The following is a 19,410-nucleotide window of genomic DNA, read 5'->3' on the forward strand; positions in this document are numbered from 1 at the left end:
CTCAAGGAGCGCCCGGGCTACCTCACCAAGACCGTCGAGAACATCAAGGGCGTGTCGGAGGAAACCACCACCGGCGTCCACCGCCTGTATGAGCTTTCGAAGCAGGGCAAGCTGCCGTTCCCCGCGATCAACGTCAACGACAGCGTGACCAAGTCCAAGTTCGACAACCTTTACGGCTGCAAGGAGAGCCTGGTCGACGCCATCCGCCGCGCCACCGACGTCATGCTCGCCGGCAAGGTCGCCTGCGTCGCCGGCTTCGGCGATGTCGGCAAGGGCTCGGCCGCCAGCTTACGCAATGGCGGCGCGCGCGTGCTGGTCACCGAGGTCGACCCGATCTGCGCGCTCCAGGCGGCGATGGAGGGCTTCGAAGTGGTGCGGATGGAAGAGGCCGTGACCCGCGCCGACATCTTCGTCACCGCCACCGGCAACATGGACGTCATCACCGTCGACCACATGCGCGCGATGAAGAACATGGCGATCGTCTGCAACATCGGCCACTTCGACAGCGAGATCCAGATCAACGCGCTGGCCAATTTCAAATGGACCGAGATCAAGCCGCAGGTCGACGAGGTCGAGTTCCCCGATGGCAAGAAGATCATCGTCCTGTCCAAGGGCCGCCTGGTCAACCTCGGCAACGCCACTGGCCACCCCAGCTTCGTGATGTCGTCGAGCTTCACCAACCAGGTGCTGGCGCAGATCGAGCTGTGGACCGGCGGCGACAAGTACGGCAACGATGTCTACGTCCTGCCCAAGCACCTCGACGAAAAGGTAGCCGCGCTCCACCTCGACAAATTGGGCGTCAAGCTCACCACCTTGTCGGACAAGCAGGCCGCCTACATCGGCGTCACGCCGCAAGGTCCGTTCAAGCCAGACCACTACCGCTACTGATCATGGCGAGCGACACGCTCAGCCCCGCCGCGGTCGAGGACGTTTCGCGCACCGATCCCGCGCGCGGAGCGGAGCTGGCGCGGGCGCTGGTTGCGGCGCATCCCGAGGATGAGGCCGCCGCCCGCTTGCTCGACCAGGTGGTGCGCGAGTTCGCCGCTTCGCTGGCGGTTCCGCGAACTGCTCCGCTCAACCTGACGCCGCCGGTGCGCGAAGCGGTGCGGCTGCTCTCGACCGGGCAGGACGAGGCCGCCGAAATCGCGCTGCGGATGCACTTGCGGAACGTTCCCGATGACGTGCCGGCGATCCGCCTGATGGCGCAAATCGCCATGCAGTGCGGATTCCCGGCGGATGCACTACGAATTTTGCGCCACGCCCTCGAAGTCGACCCGGCCAGTGCCGAGATCTGGGCGGCGCTGGGCCAGGCGAGCTACCAGAAATCGCTCGCGGAGGACCGGCCGGACCAGGTCGATGACGCCATCGCCGCGTTCGACAAGGCGCTTACCCTCGATCCGACCAACGAAGTCAGCCTGTCGTTCAAGGCCGCCGTCGAAGTCCAAGTCCGCCGGCTCGAGCAGGGCGAGGCCAGCCTGCGCAGCGTGCTCGCCGCTTATCCCGGCAGCGCCTATGCGTGGGTCAACCTCGGTTTCCTGCTCAAGACGGTGGGCCGGTTCGGCGAGGCCGTCGCCGCCTATCGCACCGCGTTCGCCATCGACCGCGCCTGCGGCCCGGCTTGGTGGGGGCTGGCCAACATGAAGCGCGCACGCTTCTTCCGCTTCGACCTCGAGCATATGGAAGCTGCGCTGGCGCTGCCCGCGATCAGCCCGGTGGCCGCGACCGACATCCACTTCGCGCTGTCCAAGGCGCTCGACGATCATCGCGACTATGCTCGCGCCGCGGAGCATTTGGTCGAGGGCAATGCTCTGCGGCGGGAATCGCTGCCGCATAGCGCCGAAGCGGTCACCCAGTCGGTCGACGCCGCGATCGACATCTTCACGCCGGCCTTCTTCGAGCAGCGGGCAGGGTGGGGCCACCGCTCGCCGGCACCGATCTTCATCCTCGGCATGCCGCGCTCGGGCTCGACCCTGGTCGAGCAGATCCTGTCGTCACACTCCCAGGTCGAAGCGACCGAGGAGTTGTACATCGTCGCGCAGCTCGGCGCCGAAATGGCGCGGCTCCATCCCGACACCCCGCGCACGGTGGAGGCCCTCTCCGCCGCCGAGGCCGCGGCGCTCGGCGAACGCTACATCGAGCTGGCCGCCACCCACCGCCGCACCACCCGCCTGCATTTCACCGACAAGAACCCGACCAACTGGCGCCAGGTCTGCCTGATCGCGACCATGCTGCCCAACGCCCGCATCATAGACGTCCGCCGCCACCCGCTCGACTGCGGCTTCGCCAACTACGTCCAGCACTACCGGTCCGGCGGCAGCTTCAGCTACGGCCAGTCGGACATCGCGGAATACTACCGCAATTACGTTCGCCTGATGCGCCACATCGACGCCGTGCTGCCCGGCCGTGTCCACCGCATCATCTACGAAGACCTGGTCGACGATCTCGAGCCCGAAGTGCGCCGCCTGCTCGACTATCTCGGCCTCGAGTTCGAGCCCGCATGCCTGCGTTTTTTCGAAACCGAGCGGGCGATCCTGACCCCCAGCTCGGAGCAAGTGCGCCAGCCGATCAACCGCGCCGGCATCGGTCGCTGGAGCAACTACGAGCCGTGGCTGGACGAGCTCAAGCAGGGTTTGGGCGGGCTCGTAAGCGATTGGCGCGATTGAAACTTCCGCGGACAACCGCCAATGTGGCTTTAATGTTACAGGCTGCGCGCAACTAACGCCGGGCCGCTAAAAGAAGTTTTATTTTTAACCTCGTTCGGCCAGTTAACCCCTCGGATTTTCACCCACTCCCAGGGAACCGCACCTATGCGCCGCATGACCACCTTTGCACTGTCCACCGTATCGCTGGCCGCGCTGGCCACATCGCCTGCGTTTGCGCAGACCGGCGCCCCGGTCGAATCGACCCCGGAGAAGACCGCTGAGGGCGAGGCCGTGCCGCCGACCAGCGAGCCGACTAACGCGGCTGGCCAGGCCGCGCAGGAAGGCGACATCGTGGTCACCGGTTCGCGCATCCGCCGCGACAATTTCAACACCCCGTCGCCGGTCACCATCGTCACCCGTGACGACAGCGTGCTGGCCGGCACCACCTCGACCGCCGAAACCCTGCAGAGCGCGACGATCACCTCGGGCACCTCGCAGATCAGCGGCGGCTTCCTCGGCTTCGTGTCGGAAGGCGGCGCCGCAGCCAACACCGTCGGCCTGCGCGGCCTCGGCTCGCAGCGCACCCTGGTCCTGCTCAATGGCCGCCGCCTGGCTCCGGCCGGCGTCGGCAACCAGCTCGTCGCAGCCGACCTCAACGTCCTCCCGGCGGCGATCGTCCAGCGCATCGAAGTGCTGCGCGAGGGCGCCTCGGCGATCTACGGTTCGGACGCCATCGCCGGCGTTATCAACGTCATCACCGACACCAAGATCGACGGCATCACCATTGACGCCTTCGCCAACATCCCGATGGACATCGAGAATTCGAACAGCGCCGGCCGCACTTATCGCGGCTCGATTACCGCCGGTAAGACGTTCGACCGCGGCCACATCACCGCCTCGTTCGAATATCGTCAGCTCAACGGCATTCGCATCGGCGACCAGAGCGAGTGGGAATGCCCGCGCGCACTGCTCTATCAGAACGGCGAGGAAATCGGTCAGCTCGATCCCGCCACCGGCAATCTGCGCTGCTTCCAGTTCCAACGCGGCGGCGGTAGCGGCATCGCCAGCGGCTACGGCCTGGCGTTCGGTGACAGCACGTTCGGCTTCCCGTTCTTCGGCCGCGTCACTTTCCCCGGCTATACCACCGACAACCCGACGATCGGCGCGCCGGTTATCGTCAACAATAACAACTTGCGGCCTTCGCCGCCCGCGACGCAGCTCGAAAGCCACGTCGTGTCGCCGATCAAGACGTACACGGCCTATGTCAACGGCGCATACGAGATCGGTGCGCTCGGCGACGCCGAAGTCTACGGCGAAGGCTTGTTTACGCGCCGCAAATCCCGCCAGCAGGGCGCCGTCCAGCTCAGCCTGTCGACCAGTCAGCTGAACTATGAAGGCGCGTTCTACGGCGGCAATTTCTACGGCGTGCCGTGCGCCGATGCGATCGGCGCCGAATATTGCAACCCATTCTTCGCGAATGCTTTCGGCGACGCCGGGATCAACTATTTTGCGCCCTTCATTCTCCCCGACCAGCTTCAGGTTGAAACGCAGCGGATCGACTTTTTCCGTGGCAACGTCGGCATTCGCGGCGATGTCGGCATGGGTGATTGGCGCTACGACCTCAACGGCCAGGTATCCCGCACCCGCGCCAAAGCCAACGTTCCCAATCCGACCATCGGCCGCGTCAGCGATGTGTTCTCCCCGGTCGTCGCGCCGGCCGGAACGCCGTCGCAGTACATCGTGACCGCTCTTCCGGGCCAGGCTGGCGCCGGTATCGGCTACACCTGCGCGGGCAACGTCACGGGCGGCGCCTACAACGGCGGCACCTGCGCTCCGCTCAACTATTTCGACCCGAACATCCTGATCGGCGGCGACCTGCCCAACGCCGTGTTCGACTATCTCTATCAGGATAACATCAACAAGACGTCGTTCAACCAGGACACGCTGTCGCTGATCTTCGACGGTACCCTGATGAACTTGCCGGCCGGTGCGGTTAAGGCCGCGGTTGGGTTCGAGTATCGCGCCGACAAGATCGATGACCGTCCGTCCCCGGCGGCGATCGCTGGCGAGCTGTACAACCGCGCCGGTGCCGGCCGCACGCGCGGCAAGGACAACGTCAAGGAGGTGTTCGGCGAGGTCAACATTCCGATCCTGTCGGAACGTCCATTCTTCCACAGCCTCGAGTTCGCGGCGTCCGGGCGCTACACCGACTACAAGTCCTACGGCTCGGACTTCACCTACCGCCTCAATGGCCAGTGGGCGCCGGTCGAAATGCTGCGCTTCCGCGCCAGCTACGGCACCAACTTCCGCGCGCCGAACCTGTACGAGCAGTTCGTCGCCGACCAGACCGGTTTCTACGGCGGCTCGCTCGATCCGTGCAACGGCTTCGGCGTCAACCTCGAGCCGGGCAACGCGACGTTCGACAACTGCCTCGCCGTCCTGACGCCGATCCTCGACGATCCGGCGACCCCGGCGAACGAAGCGCTTGGCTTCGTCAACACCGGCAGCATCGAAGTGACCACGCGTGGCGGGGCGGGCAACCTCGAAGCCGAGCATGCGAAGAGCTGGGGCCTCGGCGCCGTCTTCACCATGCCGGCGGAAATCGCCGACTTCACCTTGGCGGTCGACTACTTCAACATCTTGGTTGAGGACGAAGTCACGTCGCTCGGCAACACCATCCTCAACCTCTGCTACGGTGCGGATGACTTCCCGGACAACGTCTATTGCCAGTTCATCGGCCCCCGCGAGGGTCCGGACGGGGTCCGCCCTGGTGCGCTGACCACCCTGGACAATCCGTTCCTCAACGTGTCGCGGCAGACCACCAAGGGCATCGATTTCAATGCCCGCTATGCCACGCCTTTGTTCGGCGGTCGTTTCCAGACCCAGTTGCAGGCAACTCGCATGCTTGAGCAGGGCCTGGAGATCTTCGACGGCGCCGGCCTGTTCGACTACAACGGCACGCTGGGCTATCCGGGCTTCGGCTCGGGTCCGAAGTGGACCGGCAGCCTCGACACCCGCTTCATCACGGGTCCGCTGACCTTCCGCTGGGGCGTCGAGTACGTCGGCCCGGCCAGCGCGGACAAGCTGGTCGAAGATACCTTCATCGGTGGCCAGTTGGTCGAAACCGACCTCGATGCCGAGAAGTATTTCGAGCATGGCATTTCGGTGCAGTACAAGTGGCGCAATGTTGGGCAGATCACGCTCGGCATCAGCAACTTGTTCAACGAGAAGCCGCCGACGATCAGCGACTCGCTCGACACCGCCGGCCAGTACTTCCGCATCGGCAACTCGTTCGGTGGCGGTCCGTACGACTACATCGGTCGCTCGGTGTTCTTGAACATCACCAAGACCTTCTAACCGTCGCACTTGCGACAGACTTCAAAAGGGCGGGAGCAATCCCGCCCTTTTTTTGCGCCTTCCGCGCGGATACGCTTTTTCTCTAGGCGCAGCGGGCGCACCGCGTATGACTAGGGCGAGCAAGCCGGCGTCGCCGCCGGGACCCATGGCGCGGGGGAACTGAAGGGATGGGGGAGCTGTCGGGAACGAGCCTGCTCGCCCTCGGCGTCGCCGCCCTGTGGATATTCATCGCGGCAGCGGTCGCCGTGCTCGCCGCGCGCCGCCTGCGCACCGCCAATGCCGTCATCGCATCGGCCCGGAACCTCGCTACTTTGCTCGATCTGGCGCCGGCGAGGCCGCTCGTCGTGCGCCCCGACGGCGTCCTCGAGGTCGACGCCCGGCTGCTGCGCGAGCTCGGTCTTGACGCCGCTCCGCGCACATTCCCCGAGCTGGCTGGCGAAGAACGCGGCATTGTTGCCGAGGATCTCGAAGTGCTCGCGGGCGATCTCAGAATGGCGGCGTTGGGCGGAGCGCGGATCTCGCGCCAGGTGCGCATTGCCGGCTCGTCGCGCGTGCTCGAGGTGCGCGGCGGCCTCGCGCCCGAGCCCGAGCCGGTTGGCACCATGCTGTTGTGGCTGTCCGACACCAGCGGGGCCGAGTCCGCGCGCGCGGATCTCGCGCTGCGCCTGCGCCAGACCGAAAGCGCGCTCGATGCGCTCACCCACCTGATCGAGGCAGCGCCGTTCCCGATGTGGTACCGCGGTCCCGATCTCAGCTTGGGCCTGGTCAACAGCGCATTCGTCGAGGCGGTCGAGGGGCGCGACGCCGCCGACGTCATCTCGCGCTCCAACGAACTGGTCGATGCGCCGGGCGACGACAGCGCCAAGGCGGTGGCCGCCGCAGCGCTCGAAAGCGGCCAGCCGCACGTCCACACCCAGCCGGTCACCATCCGCGGCGAACGGCGCATGCTGCGCATCGTAAACGTGCCCTTGCCGACCGGCGCGGTGGCCGGCTTCGCGGTCGACATCCAGGACCTTGAGGAGGCTCGAGCGGAGCTTGCGCGCTACGTCCAGTCGCAGCGCGAGCTGGCCGACCGCATGACCGCGGGGACCGCGCTGTTCGACGCGGACCGCACCCTGACGTTCTTCAACCAGCCGTTCGCGGCGATGGTCCAGATCGATCCCGAATGGCTCGCCGAGGGCCCCGAGTTCGACCGCCTGCTCGAGCGTATGCGCGAGAATCACCGCCTGCCCGAGGTGCGCGATTTCCCGTTGTGGAAGGAAGAGCATCGCGCCTGGTTCCTAAACGCCGGCCAGGTCGCCGAGGAGGAGTGGATGCTGGCCAACGGCGACCATGTGCGGGTCGTCGCTCAGCCGCTCCCTGACGGCGGCCTGCGCCTGTTCCTCGAGGACCGCACCGAACAGGTACGCCTGGCGTCGGCCCGCGACACATTGCTCCGCGTCCGCGCGGCGACCTTCGACAATTTGTTCGAGGCGATCAGCGTGTTCGCCAGCGACGGCCGCCTGACCCTATGGAATCGCCGCTTCTGCAAAGTGTGGGAACTCGACGAGGAGTGGCTGACGGAGCATCCTCGGGTCGACGAGCTGGTGCCGGCAATGGCGCGCAAGCTGGTCAACCCGACCGCCGCTGCGCAAATCCGCGAGATGGTCCGCCACACCACCAGCGAGCGGCAGTCGGCGAGCGGGCGCCTGTCGCAGACCGATGGCCGCCACTTCGAGTTCGCGGCGGTCCCGCTGCCCGACGGGAACGCCTTGTTCACGATGGTCGACGTGACCGATTCGACGCGCATCGAGGAAGCGCTGCGCGAGCGCGCCACCGCGCTCGAGCAGGCCGACCGGGTCAAGACCGACTTCGTCGCCAACATGAGCTACGAGCTGCGCACGCCGCTGACCTCGATCGGCGGGTTCGCGGAGATGCTCGCCGCCGGCTACGCGGGCAAGCTGGCGCCGACCGCGGCCGATTATGTCCAGGCCATCATCGAATCGGTCGGGCGATTGTCCAAGTTGATCGACGACGTGCTCGATTTGACCCAGGCCGACACCCGCCAGCTGACCCTCGAGCATGAGCGCGTCGACCTTGCCGGGCTGTGCCGCATGGCGGTCGAGACGGTGCGCGGGCGGGCGGAGGAAAAGGGGCAGAAACTCAAGCTCTCCTTGGCGCCGGAGCTCGGCCATGTGTTCGGCGACGCGCGGCGCCTGCGCGAATCGGTCGAGCACGTGCTGGGCAATGCCATCGCCTACACCGACAAGGGCGGTCACATCGCGCTGGCGGGGGAGGGCGACGCGGCGGCCGCGCTGATCCGCATCAGCGACGATGGGTCGGGCATCTCGCCCAAGGATCTGCCACGTGTTTTCAACCGCTTCGATCGGATCATCGAAGCGGGCGTGCGGGGCGAGGCGGCGCTCGGTCTGGGTTTGCCGCTGACCCGCCAGTTCATCGAGGCGCATGGTGGGACGGTCGATTTGAAGTCGAAGCGTGGCAAGGGCACCACGGTCACGCTGACCATCCCGCGCGGCTCCAAATGATTCTTGCCGACGAGGCCGCCACCGCCGCGTTGGGCGCGCGCCTGGCGGGGCTGCTTGGGGCGAGCGACGTGATTGCGCTGACGGGGCCGCTCGGAGTTGGCAAGACCACGTTGGTGCGCGCGTTGCTCGCCGCGCTCGGCCACGCCGGCGAGGTCCCGAGCCCGAGCTTTGCGATCGTCCAGCCGTACGAAGCGCTCGATCCGCCCGTTCTCCACGTCGACCTGTTCCGGGTCGAGCATTCGTCCGAACTGGCCGAGCTCGGCCTCGATGACGCCGCCACCGCGGCGGCGCTGCTGGTCGAATGGCCCGAGCGAGCCGGACCCGCGGCATGGCCGCATGCGCTCCGCCTGTCGCTCGAATTCGTTGCAGGCGGCGCTCGGCGCTTGACAGCCGAGGTCCCCCCGCCATGGGAAGGGCGATGGCCGCCGCAACCATGACTCCGCCCGCTGCCGCGCCGCAGTTTCTCGCTGCCAACGGTTGGGCCGGCGCGCGCATCGAGCCGCTCGCCGGCGACGCCTCGTTCCGGCGCTACTTCCGGGTCGTTGATGACGGCCGCCAGGCGGTGCTGATGGATGCTCCGCCGCCGCACGAGGACCCGCGCCCGTTTGTGGCGGTCGCCGAGTGGCTCGCCTCGGTCGGCCTGAGCGCACCCGAAATCCTCGCCCGAGACCTCGACCGTGGCCTGCTATTGCTCGACGATTTCGGCGATGCGCGGCTGCGCGAAACGCTTGATGCCGCACCCCAGCGCGAACGCGATCTTTACGGCTTGGCGACCGACGTCCTGGTTCACCTCCACCGCCACCCGCCGATGGCCGGCCAGCGCGGCCACGGGCTCGGCCAGTGGCTCGAGGAAGTGGCGCTGTTCACCGACTGGTATTGCCTCGCTCTCGAGGTCGAGGTCGATGCCACGGGCTTCCTCGCGGCGTGGCGCGAGGTGCTCGAGCCGGTCGCGGCGGACGGCCTCGGCCCGGTCACCGTGCTACGCGACTACCATGCCGAAAACGTCATGCTGGTCGAAGGGCGCAGCGGCATTGGCCAGTTCGGCCTGCTCGATTTCCAGGACGCGGTTGCTGGCCACCCCGCCTACGACCTCGCCTCGGTCCTCGAGGATGCGCGCCGGGACGTGCCGGCGGCGCTCGAACGGGCGATGATCGACCGCTACGTTGCGGCGACTGGGCAGGGGGAATCGTTCGAGCGCGCTTACTGGGCGCTTGCGGCGCAGCGCAACACGCGCATCCTTGGTGTGTTTACACGGTTGTGGAAGCGCGACGGCAAGCCGCACTACCGCGCGTTCCAGCCGCGCATGTGGGGCTTGGTCGAGCGCGACCTCGCGCGGCCCGAACTGGCGCCGGTGCGCGCGTGGTTCGATGCCAATGTGCCCGGCGAAGCGCGCGCCGCGGCGTGGAAGGAACTCGAATGACGGTTGCCCAACGCTCGCTGCGTATCCGCGCCGACATCGATGCCGACGTGCCGGGAACCGCGATGGTGATGGCGGCGGGCCTCGGCAAGCGCATGCGCCCGCTCACCGCGACCCGCCCCAAGCCGCTGGTCGAGGTCGCCGGCAAGCCGCTGCTCGACCACGTCCTCGACCGCCTGCGCACGGCGGGCGTCAAGCAGGTGGTGGTCAACGTCCATTATTTGCCCGACGCATTGGAGGCGCACCTCGCCAACCGCAGCGACGGGCTCGACGTGATCATCTCGGACGAGCGCGATGTTCTGCTCGAAACCGGCGGCGGGCTGGTCAAGGCGGCGCCGCTGATCGGCTGCGACCCGTTCCTCGCGGTCAACAGCGACAATTTGTGGGTCGACGGCCCCGCCGACACCTTGAAGCTGCTCGCCTCGCAGTGGGACGACAAGCGCATGGACGCGCTGCTGCTGCTGGTCCCGCAGGCGCGCGCGCAGAACCATCGCGGGCAGGGTGATTTCCACATGGACCGCAGCGGCCGCCTGCGCCGCCGCGCGCGCAGCCATGTCGCGCCGTTCGTGTTCACCGGGGTGCAGATGCTGTCCAAGCGCCTGCTCGCGGACGCGCCCGAAGGGCCGTTCTCGACCAACATCCTGTGGGACCGCGCGATCAAGGCCGCGCGCTGCTTCGGCGCGGTCCACCAAGGGCTGTGGTTCGATGTCGGCACGCCCGAATCGATTGCCGCGACCGAGGCGGTGCTCGCCAATGGCTGACGACCTGCCCGCCCGTCCGCGGGCACCGCAGGTCTTCACCATCCCGCCCCACCGCTCGTTCGCCGACGCGCTTGCCGCCGGGCTGATCGCGCGCACCCGCGGCGACCCGCTCGTGCTCGCGGCGGGGCGCATTCTGCTCCCCAACAATCGCGCCAAGCGCACGCTGAACGAGGCATTCGTGCGCGCCAGCGGGTCGGGGCTGCTGCTGCCGCGGCTGATCCCGATCGGCGACCCCGAGCTCGACGACCGCATCGGCGGCGCGCTCGACCCCGCCGGCGATCCCGACCCGGTGCCGCCGGCGGTCGACCCGCTCGAGCGGCTGCTGGTGCTGGCCGAGCTGGTGCGCGGCGACGAGACGAGCGCGGCCGAAGCGCTGCGCCTTGCCGCCGACCTCGCGCGCACCCTCGACGCGGTGCTGATCGAGGAGGTCGAGCCGGGCCGACTGGCCGATGCTGCAGCCAACGCGTCCGAGCTGGCCGGGCACTGGCAGGTGTCGCTCGACCGGCTGCGCGCGATTCTCGATCTGTGGCCGCGCCGCCTCGGCGAAATGGGCCGGATCGACCTCGCCGACCGCCGCAACCGCTTGCTGCGCCGCCTTGCCGAGCGCTGGCGCGATGCCCCGCCGCCGGGCTTCACCGTCGCCGCCGGGATTACCACCGCCGCCCCGGCGGTCGCGCGGCTTCTGCGCCGAGTCGCCGATCTGCCCGACGGGCTGGTGGTGCTGCCCGGGATCAGCCTCGCCGACGTCATGCCCGACGCCGAGTGGGACGCGCTTGGCCCCGACGATGCCGGGCGTGCCGACGAGACCCACCCCCAATTCCATCTGAAGCAATTGCTCGACCGCATGGGGGTCGCGCGCGGCGAGGTGATGCGCTGGCGGGCAGGGGGCCGCGGCGGCGCGCCGGCAGTGCGCGGGCGGGCGGTCGCGCACGCCATGACCGCCGCCGATTTCAGCGACAAATGGAGCGCGCTCAAGCCGATCGAGCGGCGGCTGGGCGGGGTCCGCGCGGCCGAGCTCGCCGATCCCGCCGCCGAGGCGCAAACCATCGCGCTGGCGTTGCGCGAGGCGATCGAGACGCCCGGGCTCACTGCGGCGCTGGTGACCCCCGACCGGCTGCTCGCAACGCGTGTTTCGGCCTTGCTCCAGCGCTGGGGAATCGCGGCCGACGACAGCGCCGGGCAGGCATTGTCTCAGACTGCCGCCGGAACCCTGTTGCTGGCGATCGCCGCCGCCGCTGCCGAGGATTTCGCGCCTGTGCCGTTGCTGGCGCTGCTCAAGCACCCGCTAGTCGGTGGGGAGGACGAGCAGCGGCGCATTTGGCTCGACGCGGTGCGCCTGCTCGACCTCGCGCTGCGCGGCCCGCGCCCGGCGGCGGGGCTGGCCGGCCTCGACGCGCATTTCGCGGCCAAGGGCGACGAGCGGCAGTATCGCGGCTGCCTCGCCGCGTGGCAGCGCGTGCGCAGCTCAATCGCCGGGATCGGCGCCAGGCCGGTGACGCTTGCCGGCTTCGCGCAGCATCTGGCCGCCTCGGCCAGCGCGGTCGCCGGCGAGCGCGCGTGGCGCGGCGCGGACGGGCGGATGACCGCCGACCTGCTGCTCGAGCTCCAGGACAAGCCCGCGGCGGCGCTGCCGGTGGCGAGCGCCGACCAGGTGCCGATGCTGCGCCAATTACTCGAGCGGCACAGCGTGCGCCCGCCCTACGGCGGCCATCCGCGGGTGTTCATCTGGGGCCTGCTCGAGGCGCGGCTGCAGCAGGCCGACCTGATGGTGCTGGGCGGGCTCAACGAGGGGGTGTGGCCGGCGCTGCCCGCGCCCGATCCGTGGCTGGCGCCCAGGATCCGCGCCAACCTCAAGCTGCCCGGCCTAGACTTCCGCACCGGCCTCGCGGCGCATGACTTTGCTAGTGCGCTCGGTGCCCGGCAGGTGCTGATCACCCGCGCGCGCCGCGACAATCGCGCGCCGACGGTCGCTTCGCGGCTGTGGCTGCGGCTGCGCGCGATGACCGGCGGGCTGGCGCGGGACATTCGCCTTGAGCGCCTCGCGCTCGCGCTCGACGACCCCGGCGTGCCGCAGCCCGCGCACCGCCCGCGCCCTGCGCCGCCCGCGACTGTCCGCCCCAAGCGCATTTCGGTGACCGCGGTCGACCGCCTCAAGGCCGACCCGTTCGCGTTCTACGCGCAAGCGATGCTCGGGCTGCGCAGCCTCGACCCGATCGACGCCGAGCACAGCGCGGCGTGGAAGGGCAGCGCGGTGCACGAAGTGCTTGAGCGATGGCTGGCCGAGGACAATTGCGACCCCACAAAATTGCTACCCCGCGCTCGCGCCTTGCTCTCCGACGGCTCGATCCACCCGATGCTTCGGGCGCTGTGGCAGCCGCGGCTGGACGAGGCGATCAAATGGGTGGTCGGGCAGGAGACCGCCAACCAGGCCGTCGGGCGGCTCCCGCTCGCCGCCGAGGCCCAGGGCGAGACGGTCATCGATGGCGTGACCGTGCACGGCAAGGCCGACCGCCTTGACCGGCTCGCCAACGGCGGCCTTGCGATCGTCGATTACAAGACCGGCAAGGCGCCCAGGCAGAAAGCGGTCGACGAGGGGTTCGCGCTCCAGCTCGGGCTGCTCGGGCTGATCGCGCGCGCCAGCGGGTTCGCCGACAAGGGCGAGCCCCATGCCCACGAATATTGGTCGCTGACCAAGCATGGCGACAGCTTCGGCAAGTGCAGCTCGCCCGACCTTGGCGATGCTGCGGGCTTCCTCGCCCACGCCCAGGCGCAGTTCGAGGAGGCGGCGCGCAAATGGCTGACCGGCGACGAGCCGTTCACCGCCAAACTCAACCCGGCCTACGCGCCCTACGGCGACTATGACCAGTTGATGCGGCTGGAAGAATGGTACGGCCGCGAATGACCGCGCGCAGCCTATTTCTTGGACGGTTTCTTGACCGACGAGGCGTACAGCAAGGCCGCGACGATCGCCGCCGAGCCGATGCCGACCGCGACCCCAGCCTTGACCAGTTTGGCGCGGCGCTGCTCGTCGGGGGTGTCGGCCTGGTCGTCGTCGCTCATCGTCCGTCCCGTTCGCTGTTCCACCTTCTTTCTATGGCCTTGCCCGCGCGATGGGAAGCGCGGGCGTGAGCGTGCAGCGCCTCAAACCCTTGCCCGAGCTGCGCGGCGACCAGGCCGAGGCCGCCGATCCGCGCGTCCACGCCGCGCTGTCGGCCTCGGCGGGGACCGGCAAGACCCAGGTGCTGACCGCGCGCGTGCTGCGGCTGCTGCTCGCCGGAGTGCCGCCCGAAACCATCCTGTGCCTGACCTTTACCAAGGCCGGCGCGGCGGAGATGGCCAACCGTATCGGCGCGCGGCTGGCGTCGTGGGTGCGGCTGCCCGACCAGGAATTGCGGGCTGAGCTGATCAATCTTGGCGAGCGCAACCACCCGGCGATGCTGCAGCGCGCGCGGCGGCTGTTCGCGACCGTGCTCGAGGCGCCCGGCGGCCTGCGCATCCAGACCATCCATGCGTTCGCCCAGGCGCTGCTCGCGGCGTTTCCCGCGGAGGCGGACATCGCGCCGGGGTTTAAGCCGCTCGAGGGACGCGCCGAGCAGGAATTGGCCCACGCCACCCTCGCCGAATTGCTCGCCGACGCCGAGGCCGGGGGCAATGAAGCGCTCATCGGCGATGTTCAATGCCTCAGCCTGCGCCTCGGTGAGCAGGATGCGGTCAAATATCTGATGCAATGCGCGCGGGCGCATGACGCGCTTGCCGCGCTCGGCGCGCCGGGCGGCATCGAGGCCAGGCTGCGCGAATTGATGGGCCTGCCCGAGGGCGCGCTCGACGATTATCTCGCGATGCACTGCGCCGACGACCGCTTCGACTGCGACCTACTCCACGCGATCGCCGCGGCCAACCGGTCGTGGGGCACCGCGACTGGCGACAAAGCGGTGGCGGCGGTCGAGCAATGGCTCGGGCTCGACGCGGCGGCGCGCGCGGCGGCCTTGCCCGAATTGGCGCTGGTGGTGTTCACCGGCACCGGCACGCTGCGCAAAGTGTCGGCGGGGCAATTGAAGGCCGATCCCGATTACGAGCGCCACGCCGAGCGGCTAGGCGAGGCGGTTGCCGATTTGCTGCGGATTCAGACCGGCGCTCGGCTAGCATGCGACATGGCCGCTGGCCTGCGCGCCGGGCAGGCGTTCTCCGCCGCTTATGCCTCGGCCAAGCGCAGCGCCGGGGTCGCCGATTTCGACGACCTCATCGCGTGGACGCGGCGCCTGCTCGCCGCGCCCGGGATGGGCGAATGGGTGCGCTACAAGCTCGACCGCCGCACCGACCACATATTGGTCGACGAGGCGCAGGACACCAATGTCGACCAATGGGCGATCATCGACGCGCTCGCCGCCGAATTCTTTTCCGGGTCGAGCGAGGCCGAGCGGCGTCACCGCACCTTGTTCATGGTCGGCGACTTCAAGCAGGCGATCTACGGCTTCCAGGGCACCGACCCGCGCGAGTTCGACCGCATGCGGCGGCTGGTGCGCGAGCGCGCGGCGGCGTTGCGCGAGGCCGAGGACGAGGCCGACGACGGCACGGCGCTGGCGCTCGAGTTCCGCGACCTGTCGATCGACGCCAGTTTCCGCTCGGCGCAGGCGGTGCTCGACGTGGTCGACGCGGTGGTCGGCGAAGTCGGTTTTCATGCAATGGGGCTGCCAGAGCCGCCCAACCCGCACCGCGCGCATTTCGCCGCGCGGCCCGGGGTGGTCGAGCTGTGGCCGCCGTTCGTGGTCGAGGATTCCGCCGAAGGCGACGACGGCGAGGAGGGGTGGATCGACGACGCCGACCGCGCTTTTGGGGCCCGGCTCGCCGAGGAGGTCCGCCGCTGGGTCGACGCGGCGCCGGTGCTCGCCTCGACGCGGCGCCCGCTGACCCCCGGCGACGTCCTGATCCTGGTCCGCAGCCGCGGCGAGCTCGCTTCGCTGATCGTCGCGCGATTGTTCGCGGCGGGGGTGCCGGTGGCGGGGATCGACCGACTCCATCTGTCGAAGCCGTTCGCGGTGCGCGACCTGCTCGCCGCGGTGGCGTTCGCGGTGCAGCCGCTCGACGATTTGAACCTCGGCACTCTGCTCGTCTCGCCGCTGATCGGGTGGGACCAGCAGACCCTGTTCGACCTCGCGTTCGATCGCGGCAAGGTGCCGCTGTGGCGCGCGCTGCGCGAGCGAGCGGGGGAGCGCCCCGAGTTTACCGCCGCGCACGACGCGCTCGGCGCGCTGCTGGGACTAGCCGATTTCACCACCCCGGCGCGGTTTCTCGAGACGATTTTGTCGGGGCCGATGGGTGGCCGCCGCAAGCTTTATTCGCGGCTCGGCCTCGCCGCGCGCGATCCGATCGACGAATTGCTGTCGAGCGCGCTCGAGTTCGAACGCGCCGAAGTGCCGTCGCTGGAGCGTTTTCTCGCCTGGTTCGCGCGTGGCGACGTCGAGATCCAGCGCGATCCCTCGGCGCCCGGCAATGCGGTGCGGGTGATGACGGTGCACGGGGCCAAGGGGCTCGAGGCGCCGGTGGTGATCCTAGCCGACGCCACCGCCGACCCGGCCAAGGTCGGCGGGGTCGCGCGCAGCATTTCGCTGCCGATCCCCGGGGTCGGCACCGCGCCGCTGATCCGCCCGCGCAAGGACGAGCGGGTCGAGCCATTCGCGACTGTAATGGCGGAGCGTGCGGCGGCCGACCTCGAGGAGCATTGGCGGCTGCTCTACGTCGCGCTGACCCGCGCCAGCGAGCGGCTGGTGGTGGCGGGCACGCTGCGTAGCGGCAAGCGCGCCGACAATAGCTGGCACATGCGGGTCGAGCGCGCCCTGGCGGCGCTGGGTGCAGAGGCGGACCCAGACGGTGTGCTCAGCTACCGCGGCGACGTCACCGCGCCGGCGCCGGCCGCCAAGTCGCCGCGCCGTCCGCTCGCGCCGATCGCCGTGCCGACCTGGGCGAGGACAATGGCGCCGGTCGAAAGCCGCCCGCCGCAGCCCCTCGCGCCGTCGGCGCTCGCCGAGGACCGCGAGTCCGCGCCGGCGCCGAGCCCCGAGCAGCGCGCCGCTGCCAAACGGGGCACGCTGATCCACGCTTTGTTCGAGCGCCTGCCGGGGGTCGCGCCGGAGCAGCGCCAGGAGGCTGGCCAGCGCTGGCTCGCGCAATCGGCGGGGATCGCCGACGCCGCCGAGCGCGCGGCGCTGGTCGGCTCGGTGTGCGCGACCCTTGCCGACCCGCAGTTCGCCGAATTGTTCGGCCCCGGCTCGCTGGCCGAGGCGCCGCTCGCCGCGACCTTGCCCGACGGGCGGGTGATTGCCGGCACCGTCGACCGCTTGCTGGTCACGCCCGAGGCAATCTCGGTGATCGACTACAAGACCGGCCGCGTGCCCGCCGACGCCGCCGCGATCTCGGCCTCGCACCGCGCCCAGATGGCCGCTTACGCCGCGGCGCTGGCGGTGATTTTCCCCGGGCGGCCGATCAATGCGGCGCTGCTCTACACCGCCGCGCCGCGGCTGTTTATGCTCGGCGGTTGAGCCGCGCCGCGAGCGCCCCCATATGAGCCGCAACCGACTGATGGAGTAATTCCCGCCATGGCTACCAAGAGCGTCACCGACCAAAGCTTTGCAACCGACGTGCTCGGGGCCTCGGGCCCGGTGCTGGTCGACTTCTGGGCCGAATGGTGCGGCCCGTGCCGGATGATCGCCCCGGCGCTCGAGGAGATCGCGACCGAGATGGGCGACAAGGTGACCATCGCCAAACTGAATATCGACGAGAATCCCGACACGCCGGGCCGCTATGGCGTGCGCGGCATCCCCACCATGTTGCTGTTCAAGGACGGCCAGCCGGTCGCGCAGAAGGTCGGCGCCGCCCCCCGCAGCCAGATCCAGCAGTGGATCGAGGGCAATATCTAGGCGCTTCGACGCACTCCGCTTCAATTGACTAAAACCGGGCCGCTGCCTACATCGCGGCCCGCATAGCCCGCGCGCGGGCGAGGCGGACGCCCACCTAGCGCGCGCTCCGCCATTTAAGGGAATTTCATGTTCGCCGCACTGGCCAAGAGCATCTTCGGATCGGCAAACGACCGCTATGTCCGGAGCCTCGGCAAATATGTCGACGCGGTCAACGGCTTCGAGCCGACCATCTCGTCGCTGACCGACGACGAACTGCGCGGCCAGACCGACCTGTTCCGGCGCCGCCTCGACAACGGCTCGACCCTCGATGACCTGCTGCCCGAAGCGTTCGCCACCGTGCGCGAGGCGGCCAAGCGCACGCTCGGGCAGCGTCACTACGACGTCCAGCTGATCGGCGGTATCGCACTCCACCGCGGCGAGATCGCCGAGATGAAGACCGGCGAGGGCAAGACCCTGGTCGCCACGCTCGCGGTGTATCTCAACGCGCTGCCCGGCAAGGGCGTCCACGTCGTCACCGTCAACGATTACCTTGCCCGCCGCGACGCCGAATGGATGGGGCAGATCTACAAGTTCCTCGGCCTGTCGGTCGGGGTGATCGTCCCCAACCTCAGCGACGAGCAGCGGCGCGAGGCGTACAACTCCGACATCACCTACGCGACCAACATCGAGCTCGGCTTCGATTACCTCCGCGACAACATGAAATATTCGCGCGATGCGATGACCCAGCGGCCGTTCAATTTCGCGATCGTCGACGAGGTCGACTCGATCCTCATCGACGAGGCGCGCACGCCGCTGATCATCTCCGGCCCGACCGACGACAAGTCCGAGCTGTACATGTCGGTCGACGCAGTGGTGAAGACCTTCGGCCCCGACGATTACGAGCTCGACGAGAAGCAGAAGAGCGTCGTCCTCACCGAGGACGGCACCGAGAAAGCCGAGCGGATGCTCGAGGAAGCCGGCCTGATCGAGGGCCGCAACCTGTACGACATCGTCAACACCCAGGCGGTCCACCACTTGAACCAGGCCCTCAAGGCCAACGTCATGTTCAAGAAGGACATCGACTACATCATCAAGGACGGCAAAATCATCATCATCGATGAGTTTACCGGCCGCATGATGGACGGGCGGCGCTGGTCGGACGGGCTGCACCAGGCGGTCGAGGCCAAGGAGCAAGTGCAGATCGAGCCCGAGAACCAGACCCTCGCCTCGATCACCTTCCAGAACTATTTCCGCATGTACCCCAAGTTGTCGGGCATGACCGGCACCGCGTTGACCGAGGCGCCCGAGTTCTTCGACATCTACAAGATGAACGTGGTGTCGATCCCGACCCACGTCGAAGTGCTGCGCGAGGACGACGACGACGAATTCTACAAGAACATCACCGACAAGTTCGCCGCCATCGCCAAGGAGATCAAGGCGCGGCAGGACAAGGGCCAGCCGGTGCTGGTCGGCACGGTGTCGATCGAGAAATCGGAGATGCTGTCGGAATTCCTCGCCAAGGAAGGCATCCGCCACGAAGTCCTCAATGCCCGCTTCCACGAGAAGGAAGCGCATATCGTCGCCCAGGCCGGCGCGATCGGCGCGGTGACCATCGCCACCAACATGGCCGGCCGTGGCACCGACATCCAACTGGGCGGCAATGTCGATTTCCGCATCGAGGACGAGCTTGCCGAACTGCCCGAGGGCGCCAAGCGCGACAGCGAGATCGCGCGGATCAAGGCCGAAGTCGCCGAGCAGAAGCGCCTCGTGCTCGAAGCGGGCGGGTTGTTCGTGCTCGGCACCGAGCGCCACGAG

The 19,410-nt window shown here is 68.6% G+C and carries 12 protein-coding genes; 11 read left to right on the forward strand and 1 reads right to left on the reverse strand.

Annotated elements, in window-relative coordinates:
* The 8 genes from RMP08_RS01780 to addB form a co-directional block, all read left to right on the forward strand.
* Window positions 1–888 (forward strand): adenosylhomocysteinase (locus tag RMP08_RS01780; RefSeq protein WP_310467248.1); only part of this gene is annotated, 888 nt, incomplete at its 5' end.
* Between the two features lie 2 nt (window positions 889–890).
* On the forward strand, window positions 891–2,663 hold the full coding sequence (locus RMP08_RS01785; protein ID WP_310467249.1) for a sulfotransferase: 1,773 nt from the start codon (window positions 891–893) through the stop codon (window positions 2,661–2,663).
* Between the two features lie 153 nt (window positions 2,664–2,816).
* The gene (locus RMP08_RS01790) at window positions 2,817–5,999 is read left to right on the forward strand and encodes a TonB-dependent receptor (protein ID WP_310467250.1); all 3,183 of its coding nucleotides are present in this window, start codon (window positions 2,817–2,819) and stop codon (window positions 5,997–5,999) included.
* Between the two features lie 167 nt (window positions 6,000–6,166).
* Window positions 6,167–8,524: a PAS-domain containing protein gene (locus RMP08_RS01795; RefSeq protein WP_310467251.1), complete on the forward strand. Its 2,358-nt coding sequence runs from the start codon at window positions 6,167–6,169 to the stop codon at window positions 8,522–8,524.
* Window positions 8,521–8,961 carry a tRNA (adenosine(37)-N6)-threonylcarbamoyltransferase complex ATPase subunit type 1 TsaE gene (gene tsaE / locus RMP08_RS01800; RefSeq protein ID WP_310467252.1) on the forward strand — a complete coding sequence of 147 codons (441 nt, stop codon included), beginning with the start codon at window positions 8,521–8,523 and terminating at the stop codon, window positions 8,959–8,961. Before RMP08_RS01795 ends, tsaE begins: the two co-directional genes overlap by 4 nt.
* Entirely contained in the window at window positions 8,958–9,944 is a 987-nt protein-coding gene (locus tag RMP08_RS01805) for a phosphotransferase (RefSeq protein ID WP_310467259.1), read from the forward strand. Before tsaE ends, RMP08_RS01805 begins: the two co-directional genes overlap by 4 nt.
* Window positions 9,941–10,702 carry a nucleotidyltransferase family protein gene (locus tag RMP08_RS01810; RefSeq protein ID WP_310467253.1) on the forward strand — a complete coding sequence of 254 codons (762 nt, stop codon included), beginning with the start codon at window positions 9,941–9,943 and terminating at the stop codon, window positions 10,700–10,702. Before RMP08_RS01805 ends, RMP08_RS01810 begins: the two co-directional genes overlap by 4 nt.
* Entirely contained in the window at window positions 10,695–13,604 is a 2,910-nt protein-coding gene (gene addB / locus RMP08_RS01815; protein ID WP_310467254.1) for a double-strand break repair protein AddB, read from the forward strand. Before RMP08_RS01810 ends, addB begins: the two co-directional genes overlap by 8 nt.
* Before the next feature lie 11 nt (window positions 13,605–13,615).
* Here the strand turns inward: addB and RMP08_RS01820 are convergent, their stop codons facing one another.
* Window positions 13,616–13,762 carry a hypothetical protein gene (locus RMP08_RS01820; RefSeq protein ID WP_310467255.1) on the reverse strand — a complete coding sequence of 49 codons (147 nt, stop codon included), beginning with the start codon at window positions 13,760–13,762 and terminating at the stop codon, window positions 13,616–13,618.
* Window positions 13,763–13,833: 71 nt separating this feature from the next.
* Between RMP08_RS01820 and addA the strand changes: the two genes are divergently transcribed.
* The 3 genes from addA to secA form a co-directional block, all read left to right on the forward strand.
* On the forward strand, window positions 13,834–17,238 hold the full coding sequence (gene addA / locus RMP08_RS01825; RefSeq protein ID WP_310467256.1) for a double-strand break repair helicase AddA: 3,405 nt from the start codon (window positions 13,834–13,836) through the stop codon (window positions 17,236–17,238).
* Window positions 17,239–17,295: 57 nt separating this feature from the next.
* A complete protein-coding gene (gene trxA / locus RMP08_RS01830; protein WP_310467257.1) occupies window positions 17,296–17,616 on the forward strand; it encodes a thioredoxin TrxA in 321 nt (106 codons plus the stop codon).
* A 126-nt stretch (window positions 17,617–17,742) separates the two neighbouring features.
* A partial coding sequence (gene secA, locus RMP08_RS01835; protein ID WP_310467258.1) for a preprotein translocase subunit SecA occupies window positions 17,743–19,410 on the forward strand: 1,668 nt, incomplete at its 3' end.

The organism is Sphingomonas sp., from assembly GCF_031426035.1.
Taxonomy (GTDB): Bacteria; Pseudomonadota; Alphaproteobacteria; order Sphingomonadales; family Sphingomonadaceae; genus Sphingomicrobium.

Bases quoted from the DNA above. Each gene is read 5' to 3' on its own strand.
- RMP08_RS01785 (WP_310467249.1), top strand. From the start codon at position 891: ATGGCGAGCGACACGCTCAGCCCCGCCGCGGTCGAGGACGTTTCGCGC.
- RMP08_RS01790 (WP_310467250.1), top strand. From the start codon at position 2,817: ATGACCACCTTTGCACTGTCCACCGTATCGCTGGCCGCGCTGGCCACA.
- RMP08_RS01795 (WP_310467251.1), top strand. From the start codon at position 6,167: ATGGGGGAGCTGTCGGGAACGAGCCTGCTCGCCCTCGGCGTCGCCGCC.
- tsaE (WP_310467252.1), top strand. From the start codon at position 8,521: ATGATTCTTGCCGACGAGGCCGCCACCGCCGCGTTGGGCGCGCGCCTG.
- RMP08_RS01805 (WP_310467259.1), top strand. From the start codon at position 8,958: ATGACTCCGCCCGCTGCCGCGCCGCAGTTTCTCGCTGCCAACGGTTGG.
- RMP08_RS01810 (WP_310467253.1), top strand. From the start codon at position 9,941: ATGACGGTTGCCCAACGCTCGCTGCGTATCCGCGCCGACATCGATGCC.
- addB (WP_310467254.1), top strand. From the start codon at position 10,695: ATGGCTGACGACCTGCCCGCCCGTCCGCGGGCACCGCAGGTCTTCACC.
- RMP08_RS01820 (WP_310467255.1), bottom strand. From the start codon at position 13,762: ATGAGCGACGACGACCAGGCCGACACCCCCGACGAGCAGCGCCGCGCC.
- trxA (WP_310467257.1), top strand. From the start codon at position 17,296: ATGGCTACCAAGAGCGTCACCGACCAAAGCTTTGCAACCGACGTGCTC.